Source organism: Shinella sp. G-2, assembly GCF_050172695.1.
In the GTDB taxonomy this organism is placed as follows: domain Bacteria; phylum Pseudomonadota; class Alphaproteobacteria; order Rhizobiales; family Rhizobiaceae; genus Shinella.
On sequence record NZ_JBBEYH010000024.1, the window covers coordinates 39,864 to 64,592 of the forward strand.

At 64.8% G+C, this 24,729-nt stretch carries 16 protein-coding genes; 7 read left to right on the forward strand and 9 right to left on the reverse strand.

Annotated elements, in window-relative coordinates:
* Nucleotides 1-175: 175 nt before the first annotated feature.
* Together V8U06_RS24065 and V8U06_RS24070 are read left to right on the forward strand one after the other, a co-directional pair.
* Nucleotides 176-4,957, forward strand: coding sequence for an NAD-glutamate dehydrogenase (locus V8U06_RS24065; RefSeq protein WP_427142831.1), 4,782 nt, complete (start codon nt 176-178; stop codon nt 4,955-4,957).
* 87 nt (nt 4,958-5,044) lie between these two features.
* Nucleotides 5,045-6,430, forward strand: coding sequence for an MFS transporter (locus tag V8U06_RS24070; protein WP_427142832.1), 1,386 nt, complete (start codon nt 5,045-5,047; stop codon nt 6,428-6,430).
* Between the two features lie 57 nt (nt 6,431-6,487).
* Here the strand turns inward: V8U06_RS24070 and purH are convergent, their stop codons facing one another.
* The 4 genes from purH to htpX all read right to left on the reverse strand — a co-directional run bounded on the left by purH (nt 6,488) and on the right by htpX (nt 12,346).
* Entirely contained in the window at nt 6,488-8,098 is a 1,611-nt protein-coding gene (gene purH, locus V8U06_RS24075; protein WP_427142833.1) for a bifunctional phosphoribosylaminoimidazolecarboxamide formyltransferase/IMP cyclohydrolase, read from the reverse strand.
* Nucleotides 8,099-8,197: 99 nt separating this feature from the next.
* The gene (locus V8U06_RS24080) at nt 8,198-9,877 is read right to left on the reverse strand and encodes a heparinase II/III family protein (protein WP_427142834.1); all 1,680 of its coding nucleotides are present in this window, start codon (nt 9,875-9,877) and stop codon (nt 8,198-8,200) included.
* A 103-nt stretch (nt 9,878-9,980) separates the two neighbouring features.
* Nucleotides 9,981-11,390, reverse strand: coding sequence for an RsmB/NOP family class I SAM-dependent RNA methyltransferase (locus tag V8U06_RS24085; RefSeq protein ID WP_427142858.1), 1,410 nt, complete (start codon nt 11,388-11,390; stop codon nt 9,981-9,983).
* The gene (gene htpX / locus V8U06_RS24090; protein ID WP_226921533.1) at nt 11,381-12,346 is read right to left on the reverse strand and encodes a zinc metalloprotease HtpX; all 966 of its coding nucleotides are present in this window, start codon (nt 12,344-12,346) and stop codon (nt 11,381-11,383) included. The genes V8U06_RS24085 and htpX overlap by 10 nt, the downstream gene beginning before the upstream one ends.
* A 151-nt stretch (nt 12,347-12,497) precedes the next feature.
* Here htpX and V8U06_RS24095 point away from each other — a divergent pair, with 151 nt between their 5' ends.
* Complete coding sequence (locus V8U06_RS24095) at nt 12,498-12,695, forward strand: DUF1674 domain-containing protein (protein ID WP_226921531.1); 198 nt, start codon at nt 12,498-12,500, stop codon at nt 12,693-12,695.
* Nucleotides 12,696-12,871: 176 nt separating this feature from the next.
* Here V8U06_RS24095 and acs read toward each other — a convergent pair whose 3' ends face one another.
* Entirely contained in the window at nt 12,872-14,827 is a 1,956-nt protein-coding gene (gene acs, locus V8U06_RS24100) for an acetate--CoA ligase (protein ID WP_427142835.1), read from the reverse strand.
* A gap of 230 nt (nt 14,828-15,057) precedes the next feature.
* Here acs and V8U06_RS24105 point away from each other — a divergent pair, with 230 nt between their 5' ends.
* Nucleotides 15,058-15,756 (forward strand): DUF1013 domain-containing protein, encoded by a 699-nt coding sequence (locus V8U06_RS24105; protein WP_226921527.1) that lies wholly within the window; start codon nt 15,058-15,060, stop codon nt 15,754-15,756.
* A gap of 157 nt (nt 15,757-15,913) precedes the next feature.
* Here the strand turns inward: V8U06_RS24105 and V8U06_RS24110 are convergent, their stop codons facing one another.
* Both V8U06_RS24110 and V8U06_RS24115 read right to left on the reverse strand, forming a co-directional pair.
* Nucleotides 15,914-17,812, reverse strand: a complete 1,899-nt coding sequence (locus V8U06_RS24110; protein ID WP_427142836.1) for a propionyl-CoA synthetase — start codon at nt 17,810-17,812, stop codon at nt 15,914-15,916.
* Nucleotides 17,813-17,946: 134 nt separating this feature from the next.
* Nucleotides 17,947-18,606 (reverse strand): YggS family pyridoxal phosphate-dependent enzyme, encoded by a 660-nt coding sequence (locus V8U06_RS24115; protein ID WP_427142837.1) that lies wholly within the window; start codon nt 18,604-18,606, stop codon nt 17,947-17,949.
* Between the two features lie 210 nt (nt 18,607-18,816).
* On the opposite strand from V8U06_RS24115, the gene leuS reads away from it, so the two are divergent.
* Genes leuS through holA form a run of 3 tightly spaced genes read left to right on the forward strand, consistent with a single transcriptional unit; the run spans nt 18,817 to nt 23,000 of the window.
* Nucleotides 18,817-21,447, forward strand: a complete 2,631-nt coding sequence (gene leuS / locus V8U06_RS24120; RefSeq protein ID WP_427142838.1) for a leucine--tRNA ligase — start codon at nt 18,817-18,819, stop codon at nt 21,445-21,447.
* Entirely contained in the window at nt 21,434-21,958 is a 525-nt protein-coding gene (gene lptE, locus V8U06_RS24125; protein ID WP_427142839.1) for an LPS assembly lipoprotein LptE, read from the forward strand. The genes leuS and lptE overlap by 14 nt, the downstream gene beginning before the upstream one ends.
* 7 nt (nt 21,959-21,965) lie before the next feature.
* On the forward strand, nt 21,966-23,000 hold the full coding sequence (holA, locus tag V8U06_RS24130; protein WP_427142840.1) for a DNA polymerase III subunit delta: 1,035 nt from the start codon (nt 21,966-21,968) through the stop codon (nt 22,998-23,000).
* 15 nt (nt 23,001-23,015) lie between these two features.
* Here the strand turns inward: holA and V8U06_RS24135 are convergent, their stop codons facing one another.
* On the reverse strand, nt 23,016-23,909 hold the full coding sequence (locus V8U06_RS24135) for a ParB/RepB/Spo0J family partition protein (RefSeq protein WP_427142841.1): 894 nt from the start codon (nt 23,907-23,909) through the stop codon (nt 23,016-23,018).
* A 24-nt stretch (nt 23,910-23,933) separates the two neighbouring features.
* On the reverse strand, nt 23,934-24,728 hold the full coding sequence (locus V8U06_RS24140; RefSeq protein WP_226921513.1) for a ParA family protein: 795 nt from the start codon (nt 24,726-24,728) through the stop codon (nt 23,934-23,936).
* Nucleotide 24,729 lies beyond the last annotated feature (1 nt).

The following is a 24,729-nucleotide window of genomic DNA, read 5'->3' on the forward strand; positions in this document are numbered from 1 at the left end:
CAGGCCGGTTTTGGGCTGCTTTTCGACGAAAAATCATGAATTTCACGACAAAACGACAGCAAAACTGACCTATTCCGGACAAAATCGATTGAATTTTCTCGCAAACGCACAAATTTCGTCGCGCGTATTTTTTCTTCTGCTAACGTCCCGGCCATCGGATTCGAGGGAGAATTCCATGGGTGCCAGGACCAATATGAAACGAGAAAAACACATCGAGGCCGCAAAGGCCGCAGCAGCCGCCCTCGGCGCAAAGACGCTCAACCCGGACATCCTTTTCGGGCGTGCCAGCAAGGACGATATCGAGCACTATACGGGTGAGATGCTGGCCGCAGCAGCAGCCCATGCCATGGCCGAAATCGAGGCCTGGGACGGCAGCGCGCCGCGCGTCACCGTCACCACGCTTGCCGACGTGAAGCCGCAGGGCCAGCCGGTCTCCGTCCTCTCCGTCACCGACCGCAACCAGCCGTTCCTTTACGATTCGGTCATGGGCGAAGTGACGAGCACGCATCGCGACATCCACCTTGCGATCCACCCGATCCTCGTCGTGGCGCCGGGCGAGGCGCCGAAGCTCTTCTCGCCGGACGAGGAAAGCGATCCGTCACACCGGGTCAGCCACATCGAGATCCATCTGTCCGAGCTTGCGCCGGCCGAGGCCGCCTCGCTCGCCGAGCGCGTCGGCAATGTGCTGAATCAGGTGCACCTTGCCGTCGACGACTGGCCGTCCATGCTGGAAAAGCTGGACAGCACCATGGCCGACATGGCCCGTTACGCCAAGGAGAAGCCCGGCAAGGACGAGGCGCTCGCCTTCCTCGACTGGCTGCGCGCCAACAACTTCACCTTCCTCGGCATGCGGGAATACAGCTATTCCGGCAAGGGCGAGGCGGCGACCGTTGAACGCGGCGGCGAAGGCCTCGGCATTCTCTCCGATCCCGATGTGCGCGTGCTGCGCCTCGGCAAGGATGCCGTGACGACGACGCCGGAAATTCTCGAATTCCTCGAAGGCCCGGACTTCCTCATCGTCACCAAGGCCAATGTGAAATCCGTCGTGCACCGCCGGGCCTATATGGACTATGTCGGCCTCAAGCGCTTCGACGAGAAGGGCAAGGTCATCGGCGAACTGCGCATCGTCGGCCTCTTCACCTCCACTGCCTATACCCATGCCGCCGGCCAGATTCCGCTCCTGCGCTCCAAGGTGGAGGCGGTCGTCGAGCATTTCGGCTACGACCCGAAGAGCCATTCCGGCAAGATGCTGATCAACACGCTGGAATCCTATCCGCGTGACGATCTCTTCCAGATCGACACCGGCCTGCTCGCCAGCTTCTGCGAACAGATCAACGAACTCTCGGACCGGCCCCGCATCCGCGTCCTGCCGCGCATCGACCGCTTCGACCGCTTCGTTTCCGTCATCGTCTACGTGCCGCGCGAGCAGTATGATTCGGACGTGCGCGAGAAGATCGGCAACTATCTGAAGTCGGCTTACGACGGCCGTGTCTCGGCTTACTATCCGGCCTTCCCGGAAGGTGGCCTTGCCCGCGTGCACTTCATCATCGGCCGTTCCGGCGGCAAGACGCCGCGCATTCCGCAGCCGAAGCTGGAACAGGCGGTGCGCGAGATCGCGACGCGCTGGACCGACCGTTTCGAGGCCCTGTCCAATGCCGATGGCGTGCGCCTCGACACCGACCGCGGCTATCAGGAAGACTTCACCCCGGCCGAAGCCCATGCGGATCTTGCGCTGATCACCACGGCAACGGCGGAAAACCCGATCAGCATCGCCTTCTATCGCAAGGCCTGGAACACGGATCTCACCTCCGTCGAACTGAAGATCTTCCACGCCGGCGAGCCGGTTTCGCTCTCGCAGCGCGTTCCGCTGCTCGAAAACCTCGGCTTCAACGTCGTCAGCGAGCAGACGCACGACCTGACGCTCGTCGGCCTCGACGGCGAGCAGCGCCGCGTCATCCTGCATGACATGGAGCTGAAGCAGCGCGACGGCCAGGAAGTGAACCTTGCCAAGCTGAGCCCGATCCTGGAGGAAGCCTTCCTCGCGGCCTGGCACGGCGAGGTGGACGACGACGCGCTGAACCGCCTGATCCTCACCGCCGGCCTTTCGGCACGCGAGATCATGGCGCTGCGCACCTATTCGCGTTACCTGCGCCAGACGGGCATCGCCTATTCGCAAGGCTACATCGCCGATACGCTGAACAAGTATCCGGCCATCGCCGCAAACCTCTTCCGCCTGTTCGAGACCCGTCTCGATCCGAAGCTTTCGGACCGCCAGCGCGAGAAGAAGTCCGCCGAGGTGGCCGCGGCCATCGAGGAAGCGCTGGCAAACGTGCCGAGCCTCGACGAGGACCGGATGCTCCGCCGCTGCGTCAACGCCATCGAGGCGACGCTGCGCACGAACTATTTCCAGAAGGATGCGGACGGCAAGCCGCGCAAGACGCTGGCGATCAAGCTCGATCCGAAGGCCCTCGACGGCCTGCCGGAGCCGCGCCCCTTCCGCGAAATCTTCGTCTATGGCGCGGAAGTGGAAGGCGTGCACCTGCGCTTCGGCAAGGTCGCTCGCGGCGGCCTGCGCTGGTCCGACCGCGCGCAGGACTACCGCACGGAAGTGCTGGGCCTCGTGAAGGCGCAGCAGGTGAAGAACTCGGTCATCGTGCCGGTCGGCGCCAAGGGCGGCTTCTATCCCAAGCAGCTTCCCGTCGGCGGCAGCCGCGACGCCGTCTTCAAGGCCGGCACCGAAGCCTACAAGACCTATATCCGCACGCTGCTCTCGGTCACCGACAACATCGTCGGCCAGGACGTCGTGCCGCCGGCCGATACCGTGCGCATCGACGGGGACGACCCCTATTTCGTCGTCGCCGCCGACAAGGGCACGGCGACCTTCTCCGACACGGCGAACGGGCTGGCCCAGGAAGCCGGCTTCTGGCTTGACGACGCCTTTGCATCGGGCGGCTCGGCCGGCTACGACCACAAGAAGATGGGCATCACCGCCCGCGGCGCCTGGGAAACCGTCAAGCGCCACTTCCGCGAGATGAACATCGACATCCAGAAGACGCCGTTCACCGTGGCCGGCGTCGGCGACATGTCGGGTGACGTCTTCGGCAACGGCATGCTGCTGTCGCGCAAGATCCGCCTCGTCGCGGCCTTCGACCACCGCGACATCTTCATCGATCCGAATCCGGATACCGACACGTCCTTCGCCGAGCGTCGCCGCATGTTCAACCTGCCGCGCTCGAGCTGGCAGGACTATGATCGCTCGGTCCTGTCCAAGGGTGCGATGATCATTCCGCGCACGGAAAAATCCGTGACGCTGACGCCGGAAGCCATGGCCGTGATCGGCCTCGACAAGCCCAAGGCGACGCCGTTCGAGATCATGACGGCGATCCTCAAGGCCCCGGTCGACCTGCTCTGGTTCGGCGGCATCGGCACCTATATCCGCGGCCAGAACGAGACGGACGCGGAAGTGGGCGACCGCGCCAACGACCCGATCCGCATCGTCGGCGAGGACGTGCGTGCCAAGGTTGTCGGCGAGGGCGCCAATCTCGGCGTCACCCAGCGCGGCCGCATCGCCTTCGGCCTCAAGGGCGGACGCAGCAATTCCGACGCCATCGACAACTCGGCCGGCGTGAACTCGTCGGACGTCGAGGTCAACATCAAGATCGCGCTCGCCTCGGCCATGCGCGACGAGCGGTTGACGCGCGCCAAGCGCAACGTGCTGCTTGCCTCGATGACGGACGAGGTGGCCCATCTCGTGCTGCGCAACAACTACCTGCAGTCACTGGCGATCTCGCTGACGGAACGGCAGGGCACAGCCAACCGCGCGCCGCTGACGCGCCTGATGGATCGCTTCGAGGCCGCCGGCCAGCTCAACCGCAAGGTCGAAACGCTGCCAGACGACCGCACCGTGGCCGAGCGCTACCAGGCCGGCAAGCCGCTGACACGGCCAGAGATCGGCGTGCTGCTCTCCTATGCCAAGCTGGTGCTGTTCGACGAACTGATCCACACGAACCTGCCGGACGAGCCCTATTTCGAACCGACGCTGACGGGTTACTTCCCGGCGAAGATGCAGAAGGCGCATGCGGACGATATCCGCTCGCATCGCCTACGCCGCGAGATCATCGCGACGATCCTCGCCAACGAGGTGATCAATCGCGGCGGCCCGGCCTTCGTCAACACGCTGACCGACGGCACCGGCTTCGGCTCCGCCGATGCGGTGAAGGCGGCGATCATCGCACGCGACGGCTACGGCCTCGCAACGCTCTATGCCGGCGTCGATGCGCTGGACAACGTGGTCTCGGGCGCGGTGCAGAACGAGCTCTACGAGGAGATCGGCCGCATCTATGCTTCCGTCACCAGCCTGCTGCTGACGACCGGCGCGGTCGCCGGCCCGATGGACCAGGCCGTGCACAAGCTCAAGCAGGCGCTGAAGCAGCTTCGTCCCAACCTTGCGACATTGGTTTCGGAAGCCGCCGGCGACGAGGCCCGCCGCAAGGCCCATGCCTATGAGGACGAAGGCGTTCCGGGTGAGCTGGCGGAAGAGATCGCCACGCTCTCCATGCTCACCTTCGTGCCCGAGGTCATGCTGATCGCCAACGCCACCGGCGATACGCTCGGCAAGACGGCGCAAACCTTCGCCGGCATCAGCGCGGCGCTGAATATCGGCCGTCTGCTCTCGGCGGCGGGCCGCATTCCGACCGGCGATCTCTACGAGGCGCTCGCCTTGCAGCGCAGCCTCACCGACATCGCCAATGCCCGCCGCGACCTCGCAAGCGCCGTGCTTGCCCGCCACAAGGGCGACAAGGCCCCGCTTGCCGCCTGGCAGCAGGCGGAGAAGGAGCGGCTTGCCCGCGTGACGGCAAACCTCTCGGCGCTGACGGAAACGGGCGAAGCGACGCTCGCCAAGGTCAGCGTCGCCGCCGGCATCCTGAGCGACCTTGCGCAGGAAAGGGCGAAGTGAGACAGTCCGCTGCCGGCTGACGGGACGAGGGCTCCGTTAGCCGGCTGAGGACGGGCGCGGTCGTTGCCCCATAGCCAAGGAGGGGCAATGACGGTCGTCACGGAAAGCCGGGAGCCACGCCCGGGCAAGTTCGGCATTGCGGGCTGGATGCTGTTCGACTGGGCGGCCCAGCCCTTTTTCACGGTTATCACCACCTTCATCTTCGGCCCCTATCTCGTCTCGCGCCTTACCGAAGACCACGCAGCAGGGCAGGCGGCCTGGAGCTACACGCTCACCATCGCCGGCATCGCCATCGCGCTGCTCGCTCCCGTCATGGGCTCCATCGCCGATGCATCGGGCGCGCGAAAACCCTGGATCGCCGCCTTCGCGGTCATCAAGATTCTCTCGCTTTTCGCTCTCTGGCAGGCCGCGCCCGGCAGCAGCCTGCCGTTTGCGATGGCAATGATCGTGCTCGCCACCGTCGCGGCGGAATTTTCCATCGTCTTCAACGATTCCATGATGCCGCGGCTCGTAAAGCCGGAAGACGCCGGCCGCATCTCCAATATCGCCTGGGGGCTCGGCTATCTCGGCGGCATGATCGTTCTGATCGCCGTCGTCGCCCTGCTCGCCGCCAATCCCGAAACGGGCAAGACCGCCATCGGCATCGCACCGCTCTTCGGCCTCGATCCTGCGACGGGCGAGGACGCGCGTATCACCGGGCCGATTTCCGCCGTCTGGTATCTCGTCTTCATCCTGCCGATGTTCTTCTTCACACCCGACCAGAGCAAGGGCCTTCCGATCGCAAGCGCCGTGCGCGCCGGTTTTTCCGACCTCTCGGCGGCACTGCGCGACCTCAAGAACAAGCCCGGCATCCTGCGCTTCCTCGTCGCCCGCATGATCTACCAGGATGGCGTCAACGGCCTGCTCGCCCTCGGCGGCACCTTCGCGGCCGGCATGTTCGCCTGGCGGACCTTCGAGCTCGGCATCTACGGCATCATTCTCAACGTCGTCGCCATCGGCGGCTGCCTCTACGCCAGCCGGCTGGACAAGCGCCTCGGCTCCAAGATCGTCGTCATCATGAGCCTCGTCTGCCTCACGCTGGCGACCATCGGCATCGTCTCCACCGGCCCGGGTTTCACGCTGTTCGGCCTCATTCCGTTGCCGACCGCCGACAGCGGCGGCCTCTTCGGCACCGCCGCGGAAAAGGCCTATATTCTCTACGGCCTGCTGATCGGGGTCGCCTTCGGCCCGGTGCAGGCCTCCGCGCGCTCCTATCTCGCGCAGAGCATTCATCCGGACGAGGCCGGGCGCTATTTCGGCCTCTATGCCCTCGCGGGCCGCGCCACGTCCTTCCTCGCCCCGCTCTCCGTCGCCCTCATCACCACGGCCACGGGTTCGGCCCGGACGGGCATGATGGCGCTCATCGTCTTCCTCGTCGTCGGGTTCCTGCTTTTGCTGCGCACGCCCTATCCGGCGGCGAAAGTGGACGCCTGAAACGCAAAACGCCCCGCAAGCGGGGCGTTCCGTCTCCGGCGAAGAATCCGGATACGCTCAGTGCCTGAAGTGGCGCATGCCGGTGAAGACCATGGCGACGCCGGCCTCGTCCGCTGCGGCGATCACTTCCGCATCGCGCATCGAGCCACCCGGCTGGATGACCGCCGTCGCGCCGGCGGCAATGGCCGAAAGCAAGCCATCCGCGAAGGGCAGGAAGGCTTCGGAGGCAACGGCAGAACCGCGCGTCAGCGGTTCGGCAAGCCCCATGGCCCTGGCGGCTTCCTCGGCCTTGAGGCCGGCGATGCGGGCCGAATCGACACGGCTCATCTGGCCGGCGCCGATGCCTGCCGTCTGGCCGTCCTTGGCATAGACCACGGCATTCGACTTCACATGCTTGGCGACCTTGAAGGCGAACTTCATGTCCTCTAGTTCCTGCGCCGTCGGCGCGCGCTTGGTGACGACCTTCAGTTCGAGATCCTCGACCATGCCGTTGTCGCGGCTCTGCACGAGCAGGCCGCCGGAAACGGTCTTGGCGGAAAGGCCCGGCACGCGCGGATCGGGCAGGGCGCCCGTCACCAGCAGGCGCAGGTTCGGCTTGCCGGCGATGATGGCGCGGGCCTTCTCGTCGGCGTCGGGCGCGATGATGACCTCGGTGAAGAGCTTGACGATCTCTTCCGCCGTCTCGCCGTCGAGCGTCGAATTGAGCGCGATGATACCGCCGAAGGCCGAGACCGGGTCGCAGGCGAGCGCCCGTGCATAGGCATCCTTCAGCGTCTTGCCGGTGGCAACGCCGCAGGGATTGGCGTGCTTGATGATCGCGCAGGCCGGGCCGTTCTCCGGCAGGAACTCGGCGACCAGCTCGAAAGCGGCGTCCGTGTCGTTGATGTTGTTGTAGGAGAGCTGCTTGCCCTGCAGAAGCGTCGCGGTAGCGACGCCCGGACGGTTCTCGCCGGTCACGTAGAAACCTGCCTTCTGGTGCGGGTTCTCGCCATAGCGCATCTCTTCCTTCAGCACGCCGCCGAGCACCCGGTGGCGCGGCATGGCGATGTCGAGCGCCTCGGCGAACCAGTTGGAGATCGCCGCGTCATAGGCCGCCGTGCGGGCATAGGCCTTGGCGGCGAGGCGCTGGCGGAAGGCGTAGCAGGTCGAGCCGTCGGCCAGTTCCTCCAGAAGCGCCGGATAGTCGGCCGGGTCGGTGACGACGGTCACATAAGCATGGTTCTTGGCCGAGGCGCGGATCATCGCCGGACCGCCGATATCGATGTTCTCGACGGTCGTCGGATAGTCACCGCCCTTGGCGCGGACGTCCTCGAAGGGATAGAGATTGATGACGGCAAGATCGATGGCGCCGATGCCGTGGGCCTTCATCGCCTCGACATGCTCGGCGTCATCACGGATCGCCAGCAGGCCGCCGTGAACGGAGGGATGCAGCGTCTTGACGCGGCCGTCCATGATTTCCGGAAAGCCGGTGACTTCGGAGACATCGATGACCGCAAGGCCTGCATCGCTCAGCGCCTTGTGCGTGCCGCCGGTCGACAGCAGGCGCACGCCCTTTTCGGCCAGTGCCGTCGCAAGCGCGACGACGCCGGCCTTGTCGGAAACCGACAGCAGCGCAGTGCGCACGGCGACGCGATCGGGGGCGGGAATTTTCTTGGAAATGACGGCCATGGGGCGCTCCGTTCTGACGGCCCGGAAGGAGGGGCCGGATGGTCATGCGCCCCGTTATCACAGGCGCCGCCGCGAGAAAACCGCGAAGGCCCGGAAATCTCAGCGCCGCCGCACCAGCGACCACTGAACTTCGGGCATCTCGCCAAGCGGCATGGTGAGCGTCAGCTGTCGCGAGGCGCGCACGCCGGAGGGATCGGCGAAGAAGACGTCCTCTTCTTCCTCGACGGGCACATCGAGGCAGGTCAGCGCCCAGGCCTCGCCGTCGGGCGCGACGAGCCGCGTTTCGTTCTCGGAGGCTTGGTAGAGCTGGATGGTCGGATGGATATGGAAACGCACCACAGCAAGGCCGGAAACGGGCGCGTTGGGCGCACCCGGCTTGAGAAAGCGCTCGCGGCCGCGGATTTCTCCGCCCGACGCCGCGACGAGGATATCGCGCTCGTAGAGGAGGCCGAAACGCTTGAGGTAACCGTCATGGGTGGCGGTGACGCCATCGGCGCCGGAGTCGCGCTCGATGCGCGACACCTCGACCTTACCGACGCCGCCAATGACGATCGGCCCGAGGAACCGCGAGCCCGAAACGCGCGAAGACGACGTATCGTTGAGGGTGGCGACGGAATGGGCGGCCGTCATGCGCGACATCTGCCGCATCGCCTCGCCGGCAAAACGCGGTCGGCCGGAATTGACGATGAAGCGATTGCGCCCCGAGGACATTTCGATGGACAGCGTGCCGGCCGCCGCGGTCGAGGAGAGGTCGACGGATTTCGGCACGCCGGTATCCATCAGCACGACCGTTTCCTTCACGGCCATGCGGTCGTAGTTGATCGAGGGGAGGGCCTTGAAAGGCGCGCCGCCCGTCTCGTCGTAGCGCAGCGCCGACATCAATTCATTGGCAAGCGTGTAGGTCGCACCGTTGAAGAGCGCAAGTTCGCCGCCCTGATGGCGGAAGAAGCGCAGCGCCGGGAAAATGCGGTCGATGCAGGGAATGAGTTGCAACGGCATATCGTGGCCGAGATTGACATAAGTCTGGCGCAGCGGCAGCAGGTCGAGCAGGATATCGAGCGCGGCGCGCGGATTGCGCGAGCAATGGCCTCCGTCTGGCAGGATCTGGCGGTCCAGTTCCTCGTCCAGATGCCGGGCGGCCTTGCGCATCTTGGACGGCGAGGCGGGCATGGCGATGGACGCCATGGCAAGCGCGATGCGCACGCGCATCCGCGGCTCTCCGTCGCGCGTCGTATCGGCCACATGGCGCAGATAGCGCACCTGGAAGGCGAGGCTCTTCAGAAAGCGGCGATAGAAGGGATAGTCGGCGTCCTTCAGCACGACGGGCGAATGGGAGAGCCAGGCAATGATGCGCTGGGCCGTGACGTCCGGCCGCCAGGCAAGCCCTCCGATGACACGGCCATGGCTCTGCAGCCAGTCGTCGACGATGAAGCGGGCGGTATGCGCCGCCTTTTCCGGATCGACGAGGCGCATATGGCGCAGCCAGCCGAAGGAATGCAGGCGAACGGCGAATTCTTCCGACGGCAGTTCCAGCGCGAAGGGCGATTCGCCCTCGCATTCGAGGATGCGGCCGGCAAGCGGGAAGCGGCCGGCGGTGATTTCTTCGCCGGCAAAGGAATCGGCGGGATGCAGGTCCGTCGGCGCCACGACCAGTCGGTCCGGCGTACCGCCGGAAAACCGCATGGCGCTGATTCGGCCCAAGGCAAGCCTTCGCGAGAACCGGCGCCAACCCTCACGCATATACAGATAGAGAAGCCGCTGCCTGTCGGAAAGCTGCATGGTTAACGAGTGCCTCCAGACCTATAGGTAGGCCGAGGAGAGGAGCGGCGTCAATTCATCGGGCCGGATGGGCTGTTGATGAGGGCTGCCGCGACCATCTTCCTCAGCCGCCATGGCGCAGCCGGACGGCATAGAAACCATCCACGCCGCCGGCATGGGTGGTCGTCGCCGGCAGCATGGCAGGGGTGGTGCGGAACGCACCGAGCGGCGAAATCGCCGCCTCGAGGCCGGGCCATTCGGTGGGAATGGCGGGCTCGATTCGCCAGGCCGGATGATCCGCGAGCACGCGCGTCACCATCTCTTCGCCTTCGCTGGGATCGAGCGAGCAATTGGAGAAGACGAGCTGTCCACCGGGTTTCACCAGCGTCAGTGCATGGCGCAGCAGGCGCTCCTGCAAGCGCGCGAGCTTTTCGATGTCCTCCGGCCCCTTGGTCCAGAGCACGTCGGGATGACGGCGGATCGTGCCGGTGGACGAGCAGGGCGCATCGAGCAGGACGGCATCGAACAGGTCGGCGGGCTTGTATTCCGCCATGTTCGCTTCCACGGTCGTCGCCGAGAGCCCGAGCCGGGCGAGATTGCTGACAAGCCGTTTGAGGCGATTGCCAGACTGGTCGAGCGCCGTGACGTCGGCGCCGGCCTGCGCAAGCTGTGCGGTCTTGCCACCGGGTGCGGCGCAAAGATCGGCGACGCGCTTGCCCGAGAGATCGCCGAAGAGTTTCGCCGGCAGGCTGGCCGCCGCATCCTGCACCCACCATTCGCCGGCCTCGAAGCCTTCGAGTGCCGGTATCGCACCGGAGGATGTAGGAAGGCGCACGGAGCCGGTCGGCAGCACGAGGCCGCCGAGCTTCGCCGCCCAGCCTTCGGCGTCGGATTTCACGGTAAGGTCGATGGACGAGGGCTCCAGTAGCGCTTCGCCGATGCGCGCGGCATGGTCAGAGCCATAGACCGCGACGAGCCGGTCACGGAACCAGGCCGGGATGACGGAAACCCCACGCGTCGCCGTCAGGTGCGACGCCTTTTCACGCGACAACCGGCGCAGCACGGCATTGGTGAGGCTCGCGAAGCGGCGGTTGCGCGGATCGATCTGCGCCTGCTCGACGGCGAGGTCGACGGCGGAATGGTCGGGCACGTCGAGATAGAGGATCTGCGCGGCGGCGACCGTCAGGACATGCTGCAGCGCGCGTGCGCCGTCCGGCAGCGGCGTGCCGACCAATGTGTCGAGAATCGCTTCGATACGGGGCAGATGACGCAATGCCGTGTTGAGGATGGCGCGCACCAGCGCGCGGTCGGCGTCGTTGAGCTGCCGATAGACCGGGTTGCCGTTTTCAAGGTCCAGCATGCCGTCGAGCGGCGTCCTGCGGTCCACCACGGCGGCGAGGATCTTGGCGGCGGCCTGCCGGGCGCGAAGGCCCGGCTTTTCCGGTTGGTTCGCGACGGTTTCGTCGGGCCTGGGGCCTTTGCCGCCGCGGTGGCGTTTCGGATGCGCTCTTCTTTTGTCGTCGTTCAAGACCAGGGACCTTTTGGTGGTTCGGAACCACCGCGTCCCCAGCCCGTCGACGGAACGGAGCGCGATTTGCGCACGGGATTATCAGCCCGGACCGGTTCCGTCGAGCGCGCCTGCATGCCGCGCGCCATTTCCTGCAGCGCTGCGATGCGGTTTTCCGTGTTCGGGTGGGTGGAGAAGAGGTTGTCCATGCGCTCGCCCGACAGCGGGTTGATGATGAACATGTGCGCCGTTGCCGGATTGTGCTCGGCCGCATCGTTGGGAATGCGGCCGGCCGCGACGGCGATCTTCTTCAGCGCCGAGGCGAGCCAGAGCGGGTTGCCGCAGATTTCCGCGCCGCGCTTGTCGGCGGAATATTCGCGTGTGCGGCTGATCGCCATCTGCACCAGCATGGCCGCGAAAGGCGCGACGATCATCGCGATCAGCACACCGACGAAACCGAGCGGATTGTTGTTCTCGCGGTTGTTGCCGCCGCCGAAGAACATGGCGAAATTGGCGAGCATGGAGATCGCGCCGGCAATCGTTGCCGTCAGCGTCATGGTAAGGGTGTCGCGGTTCTGGATATGCGCCAGCTCGTGCGCCATCACGCCCGCGACTTCCTCGTAGGAAAGCGCCTGGAGAAGGCCCGTCGAAGCGGCGACGGCGGCGTTCTGCGGATTGCGGCCAGTGGCGAAGGCATTCGGCTGATCGCTGTTGATGACGAAGACGCGCGGCATGGGAAGGCCGGCACGCTGCGCAAGATCACGCACGATGCCGTAATATTCCGGCGCCGAGCGCTCATCGACCTCCTTGGCGCCATACATGGACAGAACCATGCGGTCGGAGTTCCAGTAGGAGAAGAAGTTCATCGCGATCGCCACGAGAAGCGCGATCATCATGCCGCCCTTGCCGCCGATGAGCAGGCCCACCCCCATGAAAAGCGCCGTCATGACGGCGAGCAGCATGGCTGTGCGAACGATGTTCATGCGTTCCGGCTCCTATCTGGTCCGTTGCCATCCGCCCTTGCTGTCAAGGGCATGTTTCACGTGAATCAGCGCTTTCCACAGCGTCTTCACGTCCCTATATGATGGGAAACGAAGAGGACTTCTTCAATATCCCGGAAGGATGCCGATTTTCATGCAGAACGACAACGACAATCACGCGGATGGCCGGAAAGTGCTTCCGCCCGCCGCGCTCCGCGCCCTCGAGGAAGCCGAAGCCCGGCGCAAGGCCGCGCAGCCCGTGGAGCGCGCGGCGGAAATCGGCGGACGCGGCGGCGAGGACCCGGCGCGGTTCGGCGACTGGGAAATCAAGGGCCGGGCCATCGATTTCTGAGCGCGGGAATCCGGCTCACGATCTCCGGGCCGTGACCGGCCATCCACGCCGTGGCGATGGATCGTCTGGGTCGAGGCCCGCGGATAATATCGGAAGGGAAGGGTACCTTCCCAGGCAATCCCTCACATGAAAACGGCGGCCATCGGCCGCCGTTTCGTTTGGTTCGGCCAGGCCGATCAACCGGCCGCCTTGTTCTGCCGATTGGCGATGAGGTCGTCCACCACCGCCGGATCGGCCAGCGTCGAGGTGTCGCCGAGCGCGCCGAAATCGTCCTCGGCGATCTTGCGCAGGATGCGGCGCATGATCTTGCCCGAGCGGGTCTTCGGCAGGCCGGGCGCGAACTGGATCTTGTCCGGCGAGGCGATGGGGCCGATTTCCTTGCGGACGTGCTTGACGAGGTCCTGGCGCAGCGCATCCGTGCCTTCCTCGCCGGCCATCAGCGAGACATAGCAATAGATGCCCTGGCCCTTGAGGCTGTGCGGGTAGCCGACGACGGCAGCTTCCGAAACGAGGTGGTGCGAGACGAGCGCCGATTCGATTTCCGCCGTGCCGAGACGGTGGCCCGAAATGTTGAGCACGTCATCGACGCGGCCGGTGATCCAGTAGTAGCCGTCTTCGTCGCGCCGGCAGCCGTCGCCGGTGAAGTACTTGCCCTTGTAGGTGGAGAAGTAGGTTTCGACGAAGCGCTTGTGGTCGCCGTAGACGGTGCGCATCTGGCCCGGCCAGCTATCGACGATGCACAGATTGCCGTCGGCCGGTCCCTCCAGCACGTTGCCCTCGTTGTCGACGAGCTGCGGCTTGATGCCGAAGAACGGCCGTGTCGCCGAGCCGGGCTTGAGGTCCGTCGCGCCCGGCAGCGGCGTGATGAGAATGCCACCCGTTTCCGTCTGCCACCAGGTATCGACGATCGGCGAGCGGCCCTCGCCGACGACATTGTAATACCATTCCCAGGCTTCCGGATTGATCGGTTCGCCGACCGAGCCGAGCAGACGCAGGGTGGAGCGGTCGGAACGCTTCACGAAGTCGTCGCCGGCGCCCATCAGCGCGCGAATCGCCGTCGGGGCGGTGTAGAAGATGTTGACCTTGTGCTTGTCGACCACTTCCCAGAAGCGGCCGGCATCCGGGAAGTTCGGCACGCCCTCGAACATCAGCGTGGTCGCGCGGTTCGCCAGCGGCCCGTAGACGATGTAGGAATGGCCCGTGACCCAGCCCACGTCGGCCGTGCACCAGTAGACATCGCCGTCCTGGTAGTCGAAGACATATTTGTGCGTCATCGAGGCATAGACGAGATAGCCCGCCGTGGTGTGCAGCACGCCCTTCGGCTTGCCGGTGGAGCCCGACGTATAGAGGATGAACAGCGGGTCTTCCGCCTTCATCTTGGCCGGCGGACAATCGCGCGGCACGGTCAGCACTTCCTGGTGATGCCAGATGTCGCGGCCCGGCGCCCAGCCGGTCTTGCCGCCGGTGCGGCGCACGACCAGAACCTTGTTGACGATGACATGCTGCTTGGCGGCGATGTCGATGGCCGTGTCGGTGTTTTCCTTGAGCGGGATCGGCTTGCCGCCGCGCACGCCTTCGTCGCAGGTGATGACGAAGGTCGATTCGCAGTCGACGATACGACCGGCCAGCGCATCCGGCGAGAAGCCGCCGAAGACGACGGAATGCACGGCGCCGATGCGCGCGCAGGCGAGCATGGCATAGGCCGCTTCCGGGATCATCGGCATGTAGATGGTGACGCGGTCGCCCTTCTTCACCCCATGCTTCTTCATCACGTTGGCCATGCGGCAGACGTGTTCGTAGAGCTCGTTATAGGTGATCTTCTTGTCGATATAGGGATTGTCGCCTTCCCAGATGATGGCGACCTGATCGCCATGCGCCTTCAGGTGCCGGTCGATACAATTGTAGGAGACGTTGGTGATGCCGTCCTCGAACCACTTGATCGGCACCTTGCCGCTGAAGGACGTATTCTTGACCTTGGTGTAGGGCTTGAACCAGTCGATCCGCATGCCGTGCTTGTCCCAGAAACGCTCCGGGTTCTCGACGCTTTCGCGATACCATTTCTGATAGGTCTCGTTGTCGATCAGCGTGCGGCTTTTCGCGGATTTCAGGACCGGATAGGTCTTTGCGGACATGGATTCCTCCCTAGACTGCACATACACACGGCCGTGTCTCCTCCGACCGCGGCACTTCCTAGCCCATTCATATCAGGTCAAAGTCTTCCGGCAATTAGACAAAAGGTCATTTGCGCTTGAAGAATTGCATTTCTGCGACAGTGGAGTTATAGAGGGCGCAATTCCCGGAAAATAGTGGTTACACCCCACGGCCCGCGACACCGGCGCGGACGGACAGAAGGACTATATCCATGGCTCAGCAGCTCCTCATGCCCAAGGCGACCGCGGTCTGGCTGGTCGACAACACGGCGCTGTCGTTTGAACAGATCGCAACGTTCTGCAAACTGCATCCGCTCGAAGTGAAGGCCATCGCCGATGGCGAATCGGCTCAGGGCATCAAGGGCCTCGACCCGATCTCGACCGGTCAGCTCTCCCGCGAGGAAATCGCCCGCGCGGAAGGCAACCCGAACCACAAGCTGAAGCTTTCCGAACCGAAGGTCCGCGTTCCCGAGTCCAAGCGCAAGGGCCCGCGCTACACCCCGGTCTCCAAGCGCCAGGACCGCCCGAACGCCATTCTCTGGCTGGTGCGCAACCATCCGGAACTGAAGGATGCGCAGATCTCGCGTCTCGTCGGCACCACCAAGTCGACGATCGAGCAGATCCGCGAGCGTACCCACTGGAACTCGACCAACCTGACCCCGATGGACCCGGTCACCCTCGGCCTCTGCTCGCAGATCGACCTCGACCTCGAAGTCGAACGCGCGTCCAAGGGCCGCCCGCTGCCGACCGCGGCGGAACTCGGCGCCACGCTGGAATCGGCCCAGGAAACGGAAAAGCTGCCCTACAGCGACCGCGAGGAGGAGAAGGAAATCGACGCCGATGCCGTCTTCGCCAAGCTCAAGTCGCTGAAGTCGTCCACGCCGGACGAGGATGAAGACGACCGCTTCTAAGCGACGTCTCATCGCAAAGGATCAAAACCCGGCTGCTCCGCAGCCGGGTTTTTTGTTGGCGGCCTCATTCCCCGGCTCGACCCGATATCTAAGGGCACGCGCCCCATGGCCGGTCAGGCCGAGCCCCAGCGGGGCCGGGAAACGTACCCCTGAAGCGTCAGACGATCCGCCGGCCCGCCAGCGCCTCGGCGATCTCATCGAGGATTACCGGATCGTCTATGGTGGCCGGCATCTTCCAGGCCTCCCGATCGGCGATCTTCTGCATCGTGCCGCGCAGGATTTTCCCGGAGCGCGTCTTCGGCAGGCGTTTTACGCAGATCGCCGTCTTGAAGGCAGCGACCGGGCCGATGCGCTCGCGCACCAGCGCCACCACCTCCTGCTCGACGAGCGATGATTCACGTGAAACACCGCTCTTCAAAACGAGGAAGCCGGCGGGCAATTGTCCCTTCAAGCCGTCGGCGACACCGATGACCGCGCATTCGGCGACATCCGGGTGGCTGGCGCAGACCTCTTCCATCGCCCCGGTCGAAAGCCGGTGACCGGCGACATTGATGATGTCATCCGTCCGCGCCATCACGAAGACATACCCGTCCTCGTCGACATACCCGGCATCGGCCGTCTTGTAGTAACCGGGAAATTCCGACAGGCAGGCCGAACGAAAACGTTCGTCGGCATTCCAGAAGGTCGTCAGGCACCCGGGGGGAAGGGGAAGCTTCAGCGCGATATTGCCGAGCGTGCCCGGTGGCACCGGATGGCCTGCGTCGTCGAGCACCTGCAGGTCGTAGCCGGGCATCGGCACGGTGGGCGAACCGTGTTTCACCGGAAGCCGGCCGAGGCCAATCGGGTTGCCGGCGATCGTCCAGCCGGTTTCCGTCTGCCACCAGTGATCGATGACCGGCACGCCAAGCACCTCTTCCGCCCAGCGGAGCGTTTCCGGGTCGGCGCGCTCGCCGGCGAGGAACAGCGCCCGCAGGCTGGAAAGGTCGTAGTGTTTCACGAGCGCGCCCTCCGGATCCTCCTTGCGGATGGCGCGGAAGGCCGTCGGCGCGGTGAAGAGAACGGAAACCTTGTAGTCCTCGACCACGCGCCAGAAGGCTCCGGCATCCGGCGTGCCGACCGGCTTGCCTTCATAGAGCACCGTCGTGCTGCCGTTCAGCAGCGGCGCATAAACGATATAGGAATGGCCGACGACCCAGCCGATATCGGAAGCCGCCCAATAGACTTCGCCGGGAGCGACGCCGTAGATCGCGCGCATCGACCAGGCGAGGGCCACCATATGCCCGCCATTGTCGCGGATGACGCCCTTCGGCTGGCCGGTCGTGCCCGAGGTGTAGAGAATGTAGAGCGGATCGGTGGCGGCCAGCGGCGCACAGGGCACCGTCCGTCCGGCGGCCGCGGCCAGCGCGACCCCCAGGTCGACGTCACGGCACTCCGCAAGATCCGCGGTGAGTTCCGGCCGCTGCAGCACGAGACACCGTTCCGGCTTGTGAGCGGCAAGCGCGACGGCCGCATCGAGCAACGGCTTGTAGGCGACCACCCGATTGGGCTCGATGCCGCAGCTTGCGCTGACGACGAGCTTCGCCCGCGAATCATCGATGCGCGCGGCAAGCTCGCTGGCGGCGAACCCGCCGAAGACGACTGAATGGATGGCGCCGATCCGCGCGCAGGCCAGCATGGCAAAAATCGCCTCGGGGATCATCGGCATGTAGAGGATGACCCGGTCGCCCTTTTCGACGCCCTGGTCGACCAGCACCGCCGCCATCGCGTTCACCCGCTCCAGGAGATCGGCATAACTGTACCGCGCCTTGCGACCGGTGACGGGGCTGTCGTAGATCAGCGCCGCATCGCCCCCGCGCCCCGCCGCCACATGCCGGTCGACGCAGTTGTGACAGGTATTGCCCGTCGCATCGGGAAACCAGCGCCCGTAGACGCCCTGTTCGCCATCGAAAATCCGGCCCGGTTTCTCGAACCACTCGATGGCCTCCGCCACCTCCGCCCAGTGCCCCTCGGGGTCATCCTGCCAGGCGCGATAGGTCTCGGCATAGGTCTTTTGCATCGCATCCTCCCGCATGCCCGGCCGCCAGGCGGCCGGTTCCTCCAGCAGGGAGAATAGGGGAGGGCGCTCTTTCCGCAAAGCCAGACGAAAGCCTGAAACAGGCCGGCCCGCCCTTGCGCTTCGTCAAGCCGGGATCAGCGCGTGCCGAAAATCGCCGAACCGACACGGACGCTCGTCGCACCCAAGCCGACGGCGACATCATAATCGCCCGACATGCCCATCGACAGCTTGTCGAGATTGCAGCGCGCCGCAAGCTTGCCGAGGAGCGCGAAATGCGGGCCGGGATTTTCATCCGCAGGGGGAATGCACATCAGCCCCTCGACGGTAAGGCCGAGCTCGTCGCGGCAGAAGGAAACGAAGGCGACCGTATCGTCGGGCGCAATGCCGGCCTTCTGCGGCTCAAGCCCGGTATTGACCTGGACATAGAGCCGCACCGCGCGTGCCTGCCGCGTCATCTCCGCGGCAATCGCCCGCGCGATCTTCTCCCGGTCGACGGTCTCGATGACGTCGAACAGCGCCACCGCCTCCGCTGCCTTGTTGGACTGCAGCGGCCCGATCAGATGCAGTTCGATGCCGGCCGTCTCGTCCCGAAGCGTCGGCCACTTGCCCTGCGCTTCCTGGACGCGGTTCTCGCCGAAGACACGCTGGCCGGCGGCGATGGCGGGACGAATGGCGTCCGCATCAAAAGTCTTCGACACGGCGACGAGCGTGACCGCTTCCGGCTTCCGGCCGGCTCCCGCCGCCGCCTTGCCCATCCGGTTGCGAACCTCGTCGAGACGGTCCTGAAGCTGCATGGTCATTCTCCATCGGCAAAAATTGGGGCACGCCGAAGCGTGCGGCCGTTTCCCGCACCTAGCGAAAACGGCGCCGCTTGCCAAGCGCCAGCCCGCGCGGGACCGGAAAACTTGACGCTCCGGCGGTTTCATGATGAAGGTCTCGGCACCATATTCGCATGGACGAACCGCCCGCCAAAACCTCCAAAAGACTTCCGGAACATCAAAGACATGGCCACCGAACGTTACAATCCGCGCGATGCCGAACCCCGCTGGCAGGCAAAATGGAATGACGACAGCGTCTTCCTGACCAAGAACGACGATCCGCGCGAAAAGTACTACGTCCTCGAGATGTTCCCCTATCCCTCGGGCCGCATCCATATGGGCCATGTGCGCAACTACGCGATGGGCGACGTCGTCGCCCGCTACAAGCGTGCCCGTGGTTTCAATGTGCTGCATCCGATGGGCTGGGACGCCTTCGGCATGCCCGCCGAAAACGCCGCCATGCAGAACAAGGTCCACCCCAAGGGTTGGACCTACGAAAACATAGCGACGATGCGCAAGCAGCTGAAGTCGATGGGCCTGTCGCTGGACTGGTCGCGCGAATTCGCCACCTGCGATGTCGAATATTACCATCGCCAGCAGCACCTGTTCCTCGACTTCCTGGAAAAGGGCCTCGTCTACCGCAAGCAGTCCAAGGTGAACTGGGACCCGGTCGATCACACGGTTCTTGCCAACGAGCAGGTCATCGACGGCCGCGGCTGGCGCTCCGGCGCGCTGGTCGAGCAGCGTGAACTGACCCAATGGTTCTTCCGCATCACCGACTTCAGCCAGGACCTGCTCGATTCGCTCGAGACCCTCGACCAGTGGCCGGAAAAGGTTCGGTTGATGCAGAAGAACTGGATCGGTCGTTCGGAAGGCATGCTGGTCCGCTGGGAAATCGCCGACGCTGCCAGCCTGACGGGCGAGAAGGACGTCACCGTCTACACGACCCGTCCCGACACGCTGTTCGGCGCCTCGTTCCTGGCGATCTCGGCCGATCATCCGCTGGCCAGGGACGTCTCCGCCAAGAATGCCGAGATCATGGCTTTCTGTGAGGAATGCCGCCGCGCCGGCACCTCGCTCGCCGCGCTCGAAACCGCCGAGAAGAAGGGCATGGATACGGGCCTGCGCGTCCGCCATCCCTTCGATCCCAGCTGGGAGCTGCCGGTCTATATCGCGAACTTCGTGCTGATGGATTACGGCACGGGCGCCATTTTCGGCTGCCCCTCCGGCGACCAGCGCGACCTTGACTTCGCCCGCAAATACGACCTGCCGGTCGTGCCCGTCGTCATGCCGAAGGACGGCGACGCCGCCACCTTCGCCATTGCCGACGAGGCCTATGTCGGCGACGGCGTGATGATCAATTCCCGCTTCCTCGACGGCCTCGGCACGGAGGAAGCCTTCGAGGAGGTCGCCAGGCGCCTCACGGCGGCCACGCTGGGCAATGCGCCCGTGGGCGAGCGCAAGGTGAACTTCCGCCTGCGCGACTGGGGCATTTCGCGCCAGCGCTACTGGGGCTGCCCGATCCCGGTCATCCATTGCGAGGACTGCGGCGTGGTTCCCGTGCCGAAGGCCGACCTGCCGGTCAAGCTGCCCGACGACGTCACCTTCGACAAGCCGGGCAACCCGCTCGACCGTCATCCGACCTGGCGCCACGTCACCTGCCCGCATTGCGGCAAGGACGCGCGCCGCGAGACGGACACGATGGACACCTTCGTCGATTCGTCCTGGTACTTCGCCCGCTTCACCGCGCCGTGGGAAAACGACCCGACGGACCCGGCTGCCGCGAATGCGTGGCTGCCGGTCGACCAGTATATCGGCGGCATCGAGCATGCGATCCTGCACCTGCTCTATTCGCGCTTCTTCACCCGCGCCATGCAGGTCGCCGGTCATCTCGACCTGAAGGAACCCTTCAAGGGTCTCTTCACGCAGGGCATGGTCGTGCATGAAACCTATAGCCGCGCCGTCGACGGCAAGCGCGAATGGGTGACGCCGGCCGAGATCCGCATCGAGGACGTGGACGGCAAGCGCCGTGCGCTGCATCTCGAATCCGGCGAAGAAATCGCCATCGGCTCGATCGAAAAGATGTCGAAGTCGAAGAAGAACGTCGTCGATCCCGACGATATCATCGCCTCCTACGGCGCCGATACGGCCCGCTTCTTCGTTCTGTCCGACTCTCCGCCGGACCGTGACGTCATCTGGTCGGAAGCCGGCGTCGAGGGCGCACACCGCTTCGTCCAGCGCGTCTGGCGTCTCGTCTCGGAAGCCGCGCCGGTGCTGAAGGGCGCCGAAAGCCGCCCGGGCACGGACGGCGAAGCGCTCGCCGTCTCGCAGATCGCCCACAAGACCTTGAAGGCCGTGCAGGGCGATTACGACAAGCTCGCCTTCAACAAGGCCGTCGCGCGCATCTACGAATTCGTCAACGCGCTGGCGGCCCCGCTGGCCACCGCAGCAAGCGGCAAGGCAGCGCCGGAACTGGTTTCCGCGCTGCGCGAGGCCGTCGGAATCCTCATTCGCATCGTCGCGCCGATGACGCCCCATCTTTCGGAAGAGTGCTGGCGCGAGATCGGTGGCGAGGGTCTCGTCGCCACGGCCGGCTGGCCCGCCTACGAGGACCGGCTGGTTGCCGAAAACGAGATCACGCTGCCCGTGCAGATCAACGGCAAGAAGCGCGCGGATTTGACAATCGCCCGCGATGCGGACCAGAGTGCGGTCGAACAGGCCGTGCTCGCGCTCGAGGCGGTTCAGGCCGTGCTTGCCGGCCAGCACCCCAAGAAGATCATCGTCGTACCGCAGAGGATCGTGAATGTTGTTGTCTGACGGAATCGGCCTTCCGCGGCTCGTCAAGGTGCTCGCCGGCATCGCGCTTGTCGGCGCGCTCGCCGGCTGCCAGGTGCGGCCGCTCTATTCCACCGAAAGCGGCACAGAGGGCAAACTTGCCTCCGTTTCCATTTCCGAAGCGGACGACCGTGTGGAGCAGCAGGTCCGCAACGACCTGATCTTCCTCTTCAGCGGCGGCGCCGGCGAAACCCAGTCTGCGGCCTATCACCTGGAGATGGACGTAAGCGTCAAGACCGTTGGCGTTCTGAACGACGTCACGACGGACATCGACCGCGCCGGCCGCGTCATCGTTACGGCGGACTATAACCTCACGAAGTCCGACTCCGGCGAAACGATCACCTCCGGCAAGCGCTCGGCCGTTGCCGTGGTCGATTTCTCGCCGCAGGAATTCGCCAAGCTTCGCGCAAAGCGCGACGCGGAAAACCGTGGCGCGCGTGAGCTTGCCGAACTGATCCGCGCGGATGTCGCGACGGCACTCGCTCGTCGCTGAGCCGGCTATGGCAGAGGTCAAGTCGCACGAGTTCGATGCCTTCCTGAAGCGGAAGCCTCTGCCCGTGCGGCTGTTCCTCGTCTACGGGCCAGACCGTGGCCTCGTATCGGAACGCGCCGCTGCGCTTGCAACCGCCAGTGGCGTCGATCTTGCGGATGCCTTCTCCGTCGTGAAGCTCGATGCCGGCGAAATCGGCAGCCAGCCCGGCCGTCTCATGGACGAGATGAACGCCATCGGCCTCTTCGGTGGCGATCGCCTCGTCTGGATTCGCAATGCTGCCAGTGAAAAGGGTGTTTCCGATGCCCTGGAGATGCTGGCGGGAACGCCGGCCGGCCCTTCCACCCTCCTTATCGAGGCCGGCGACCTGAAGAAGGGTGCGGCGCTTCGCAAGGTGGCGGAATCCCATTCCCAGGTCGTCGCCATCGCCTGTTACGCGGACGACGGCCGTGCCTTGCAGGCACTCATCGATCAGGAACTCGCCGCCGAGAGCCTCAGAATTTCTCCAGCGGCCCGGGAACGCCTCGTGGAAACCATTGGCGGCGACCGGCTCGCCTCCCGCAACGAGGTGCGCAAGCTTGCCCTCTATTGCCGCGGCAAGACGCTCATCGAAGAGCAGGACGTGGAAGAGATCGTCGGCGATGCCAGCGCGATTTCCACCGATGACGCCATCGACGCGATCCTGAAGGGCGACCGGGACGGTTTCCTGCACGCAATCCAGAAGATCGTTTCCTCGAAAACGCCGGTCTTCCTCGTGCTGCAGGGCTGCCTGCGACAGTTTCAGCTTCTGGAGTTGATGCGCGCGGAAATGGACGAGAAGCGCGCACCGGCCGCGCAGGCCTTGGCGACACTCGGCCGCCACTTGCACTTCCGGCGCAAGCCGATTGTGGAAAACGCGCTCAAGACGTGGACGGGACCGGCCATTCGCCGGGAAACGCAGCGGCTGCAATCCGCGATCCTGCAAAGCCGGCAGCGCCCAGCCTTGGAAGATACGATCGCCATGCAGACAATGCTGGCGACCGTGCTTCAGTCCGGCAGGCGCTGACTCCGGCTAAATATCTTACCGGCGTTCAAGAAGCCGGCAGATTTCTTCAAGCTGTTCGAGCGTCTTGTAGGCGATCCGGAGATGGCCGCCATTGCCCTTGTGGTTGACCGTCACGTCGAGACCGAGCACATCCGACAGCGTGCGCTCCAGCGCCAGCGTATCGGCATCCTTGTCGTCCTTCTGCGCGGCGGGCTGACCGTGATTGGGATCGCTCTGCGCCTTGATGTCGTTCTGCGCGATACGCTCGGCATCGCGCACCGACATGCCCTTCGCCACGATGGTCTTGGCAAGCGCCACCGGGTCCGACGTCGGCACCAGCGCGCGGGCGTGGCCGGCAGAAAGCGTCCCGGATGCCAGCATGTCCCGCACGGGCTCCGGCAGTTTCAGAAGGCGCAGGCTGTTGGCCACGTGGCTGCGGCTTTTGCCGATGATCTCACCCAGATCGTTCTGTGTGTAGCCGTGATCGGCGATCAGCAGCTCGTAGCCCATTGCCTCTTCCAGCGGGTTGAGGTCGGAACGCTGGACGTTTTCCACGATGGCGATTTCCAGCGCCGTCCGGTCGTCGACATCGCGAATGATAACGGGAATCTCTGTGAGGCCCGCCAGCTGCGCCGCCCGCCAGCGACGCTCGCCGGCGATGATTTCATACCGGTTGTCCGCGATGGTGCGCACGACGACCGGCTGGACGATGCCATGCTGGCGGATCGAGGAGGCAAGATCCTGCAGTTCCGATTCGTCGAAATAGCGGCGCGGGTTGCGCGGGTTGCGGCCGACGAACTCGATCGGAACCAGACGGTCCGGATTGACCGTCGGCTGCGCGCCGACATCCGCGGCCGGAAGCTGGTCCATCTCGCCGATCAGGGCGGCAAGACCACGGCCAAGACGCCGCTTTGAGTTGTCTTCATTCATCGGTTCTACTCACGGATACTGAATTCAGGCCGCTTTGCGCTGCCGTTCACGCTGGATGACTTCGGAAGCAAGCTGAAGATAGGCCTGGCTTCCGGCGCATTTAAGATCGTAGAGAATGGCCGGCTTGCCGTAGGACGGCGCCTCGGAGACCCGCACATTGCGGGGAATGAGCGTGTGATAGACCTTCTCGCCGAGATGCGTGCGCACATCGTTGACGACCTGCTGCGCAAGATTGTTACGCGAATCGAACATGGTCAGCACGATGCCCTGGATATCGAGCCGCGGATTGACGGTCCGTCGTACCTGGTCGACCGTCTCGAGCAGCTGGCTGAGGCCTTCCAGCGCAAAGAACTCGCACTGAAGCGGCACCAGCACCGAATGGGCGGCCGCCAGAGCATTCATCGTCAGGAGGTTGAAGGACGGTGGGCAATCGACCAGCACGTAAGAGTAAGATAGCGCATCGGCTGCCGCGAGCGCGCGTTTCAGCCGGAAGACGCGATCGCTCTGCTGGGCGATCTCCATCTCGATGCCCAGCAGGTCCATCGTCGAGGGGATGATGGAAAGGTTCGGCACGGCCGTTTCCACCGCCGTATCGGCGACACTGTGGCTGCCGATGAGGAGATCGAAGGACGAAAGCTCACGGTTGCGCCGGTCGATGCCGAGGCCCGTGCTGGCGTTGCCCTGCGGATCGAGGTCAACGATCAGGACGCGCTCGCCGATGGCGGCAAGGGCCGTCGCCAGATTGATCGCCGTCGTCGTTTTGCCGACGCCGCCCTTCTGGTTCGCAATGGTGATGATCCGGTTCTTCTCGCCTGTCATG

Coding starts and splice junctions, on each gene's coding strand:
- V8U06_RS24065 (WP_427142831.1), top strand. CDS start 176: ATGGGTGCCAGGACCAATATGAAACGAGAAAAACACATCGAGGCCGCA.
- V8U06_RS24070 (WP_427142832.1), top strand. CDS start 5,045: ATGACGGTCGTCACGGAAAGCCGGGAGCCACGCCCGGGCAAGTTCGGC.
- purH (WP_427142833.1), bottom strand. CDS start 8,098: ATGGCCGTCATTTCCAAGAAAATTCCCGCCCCCGATCGCGTCGCCGTG.
- V8U06_RS24080 (WP_427142834.1), bottom strand. CDS start 9,877: ATGCAGCTTTCCGACAGGCAGCGGCTTCTCTATCTGTATATGCGTGAG.
- htpX (WP_226921533.1), bottom strand. CDS start 12,346: ATGAACATCGTTCGCACAGCCATGCTGCTCGCCGTCATGACGGCGCTT.
- V8U06_RS24095 (WP_226921531.1), top strand. CDS start 12,498: ATGCAGAACGACAACGACAATCACGCGGATGGCCGGAAAGTGCTTCCG.
- acs (WP_427142835.1), bottom strand. CDS start 14,827: ATGTCCGCAAAGACCTATCCGGTCCTGAAATCCGCGAAAAGCCGCACG.
- V8U06_RS24105 (WP_226921527.1), top strand. CDS start 15,058: ATGGCTCAGCAGCTCCTCATGCCCAAGGCGACCGCGGTCTGGCTGGTC.
- V8U06_RS24110 (WP_427142836.1), bottom strand. CDS start 17,812: ATGCAAAAGACCTATGCCGAGACCTATCGCGCCTGGCAGGATGACCCC.
- V8U06_RS24115 (WP_427142837.1), bottom strand. CDS start 18,606: ATGCAGCTTCAGGACCGTCTCGACGAGGTTCGCAACCGGATGGGCAAG.
- leuS (WP_427142838.1), top strand. CDS start 18,817: ATGGCCACCGAACGTTACAATCCGCGCGATGCCGAACCCCGCTGGCAG.
- lptE (WP_427142839.1), top strand. CDS start 21,434: ATGTTGTTGTCTGACGGAATCGGCCTTCCGCGGCTCGTCAAGGTGCTC.
- holA (WP_427142840.1), top strand. CDS start 21,966: ATGGCAGAGGTCAAGTCGCACGAGTTCGATGCCTTCCTGAAGCGGAAG.
- V8U06_RS24135 (WP_427142841.1), bottom strand. CDS start 23,909: ATGAATGAAGACAACTCAAAGCGGCGTCTTGGCCGTGGTCTTGCCGCC.
- V8U06_RS24140 (WP_226921513.1), bottom strand. CDS start 24,728: ATGACAGGCGAGAAGAACCGGATCATCACCATTGCGAACCAGAAGGGC.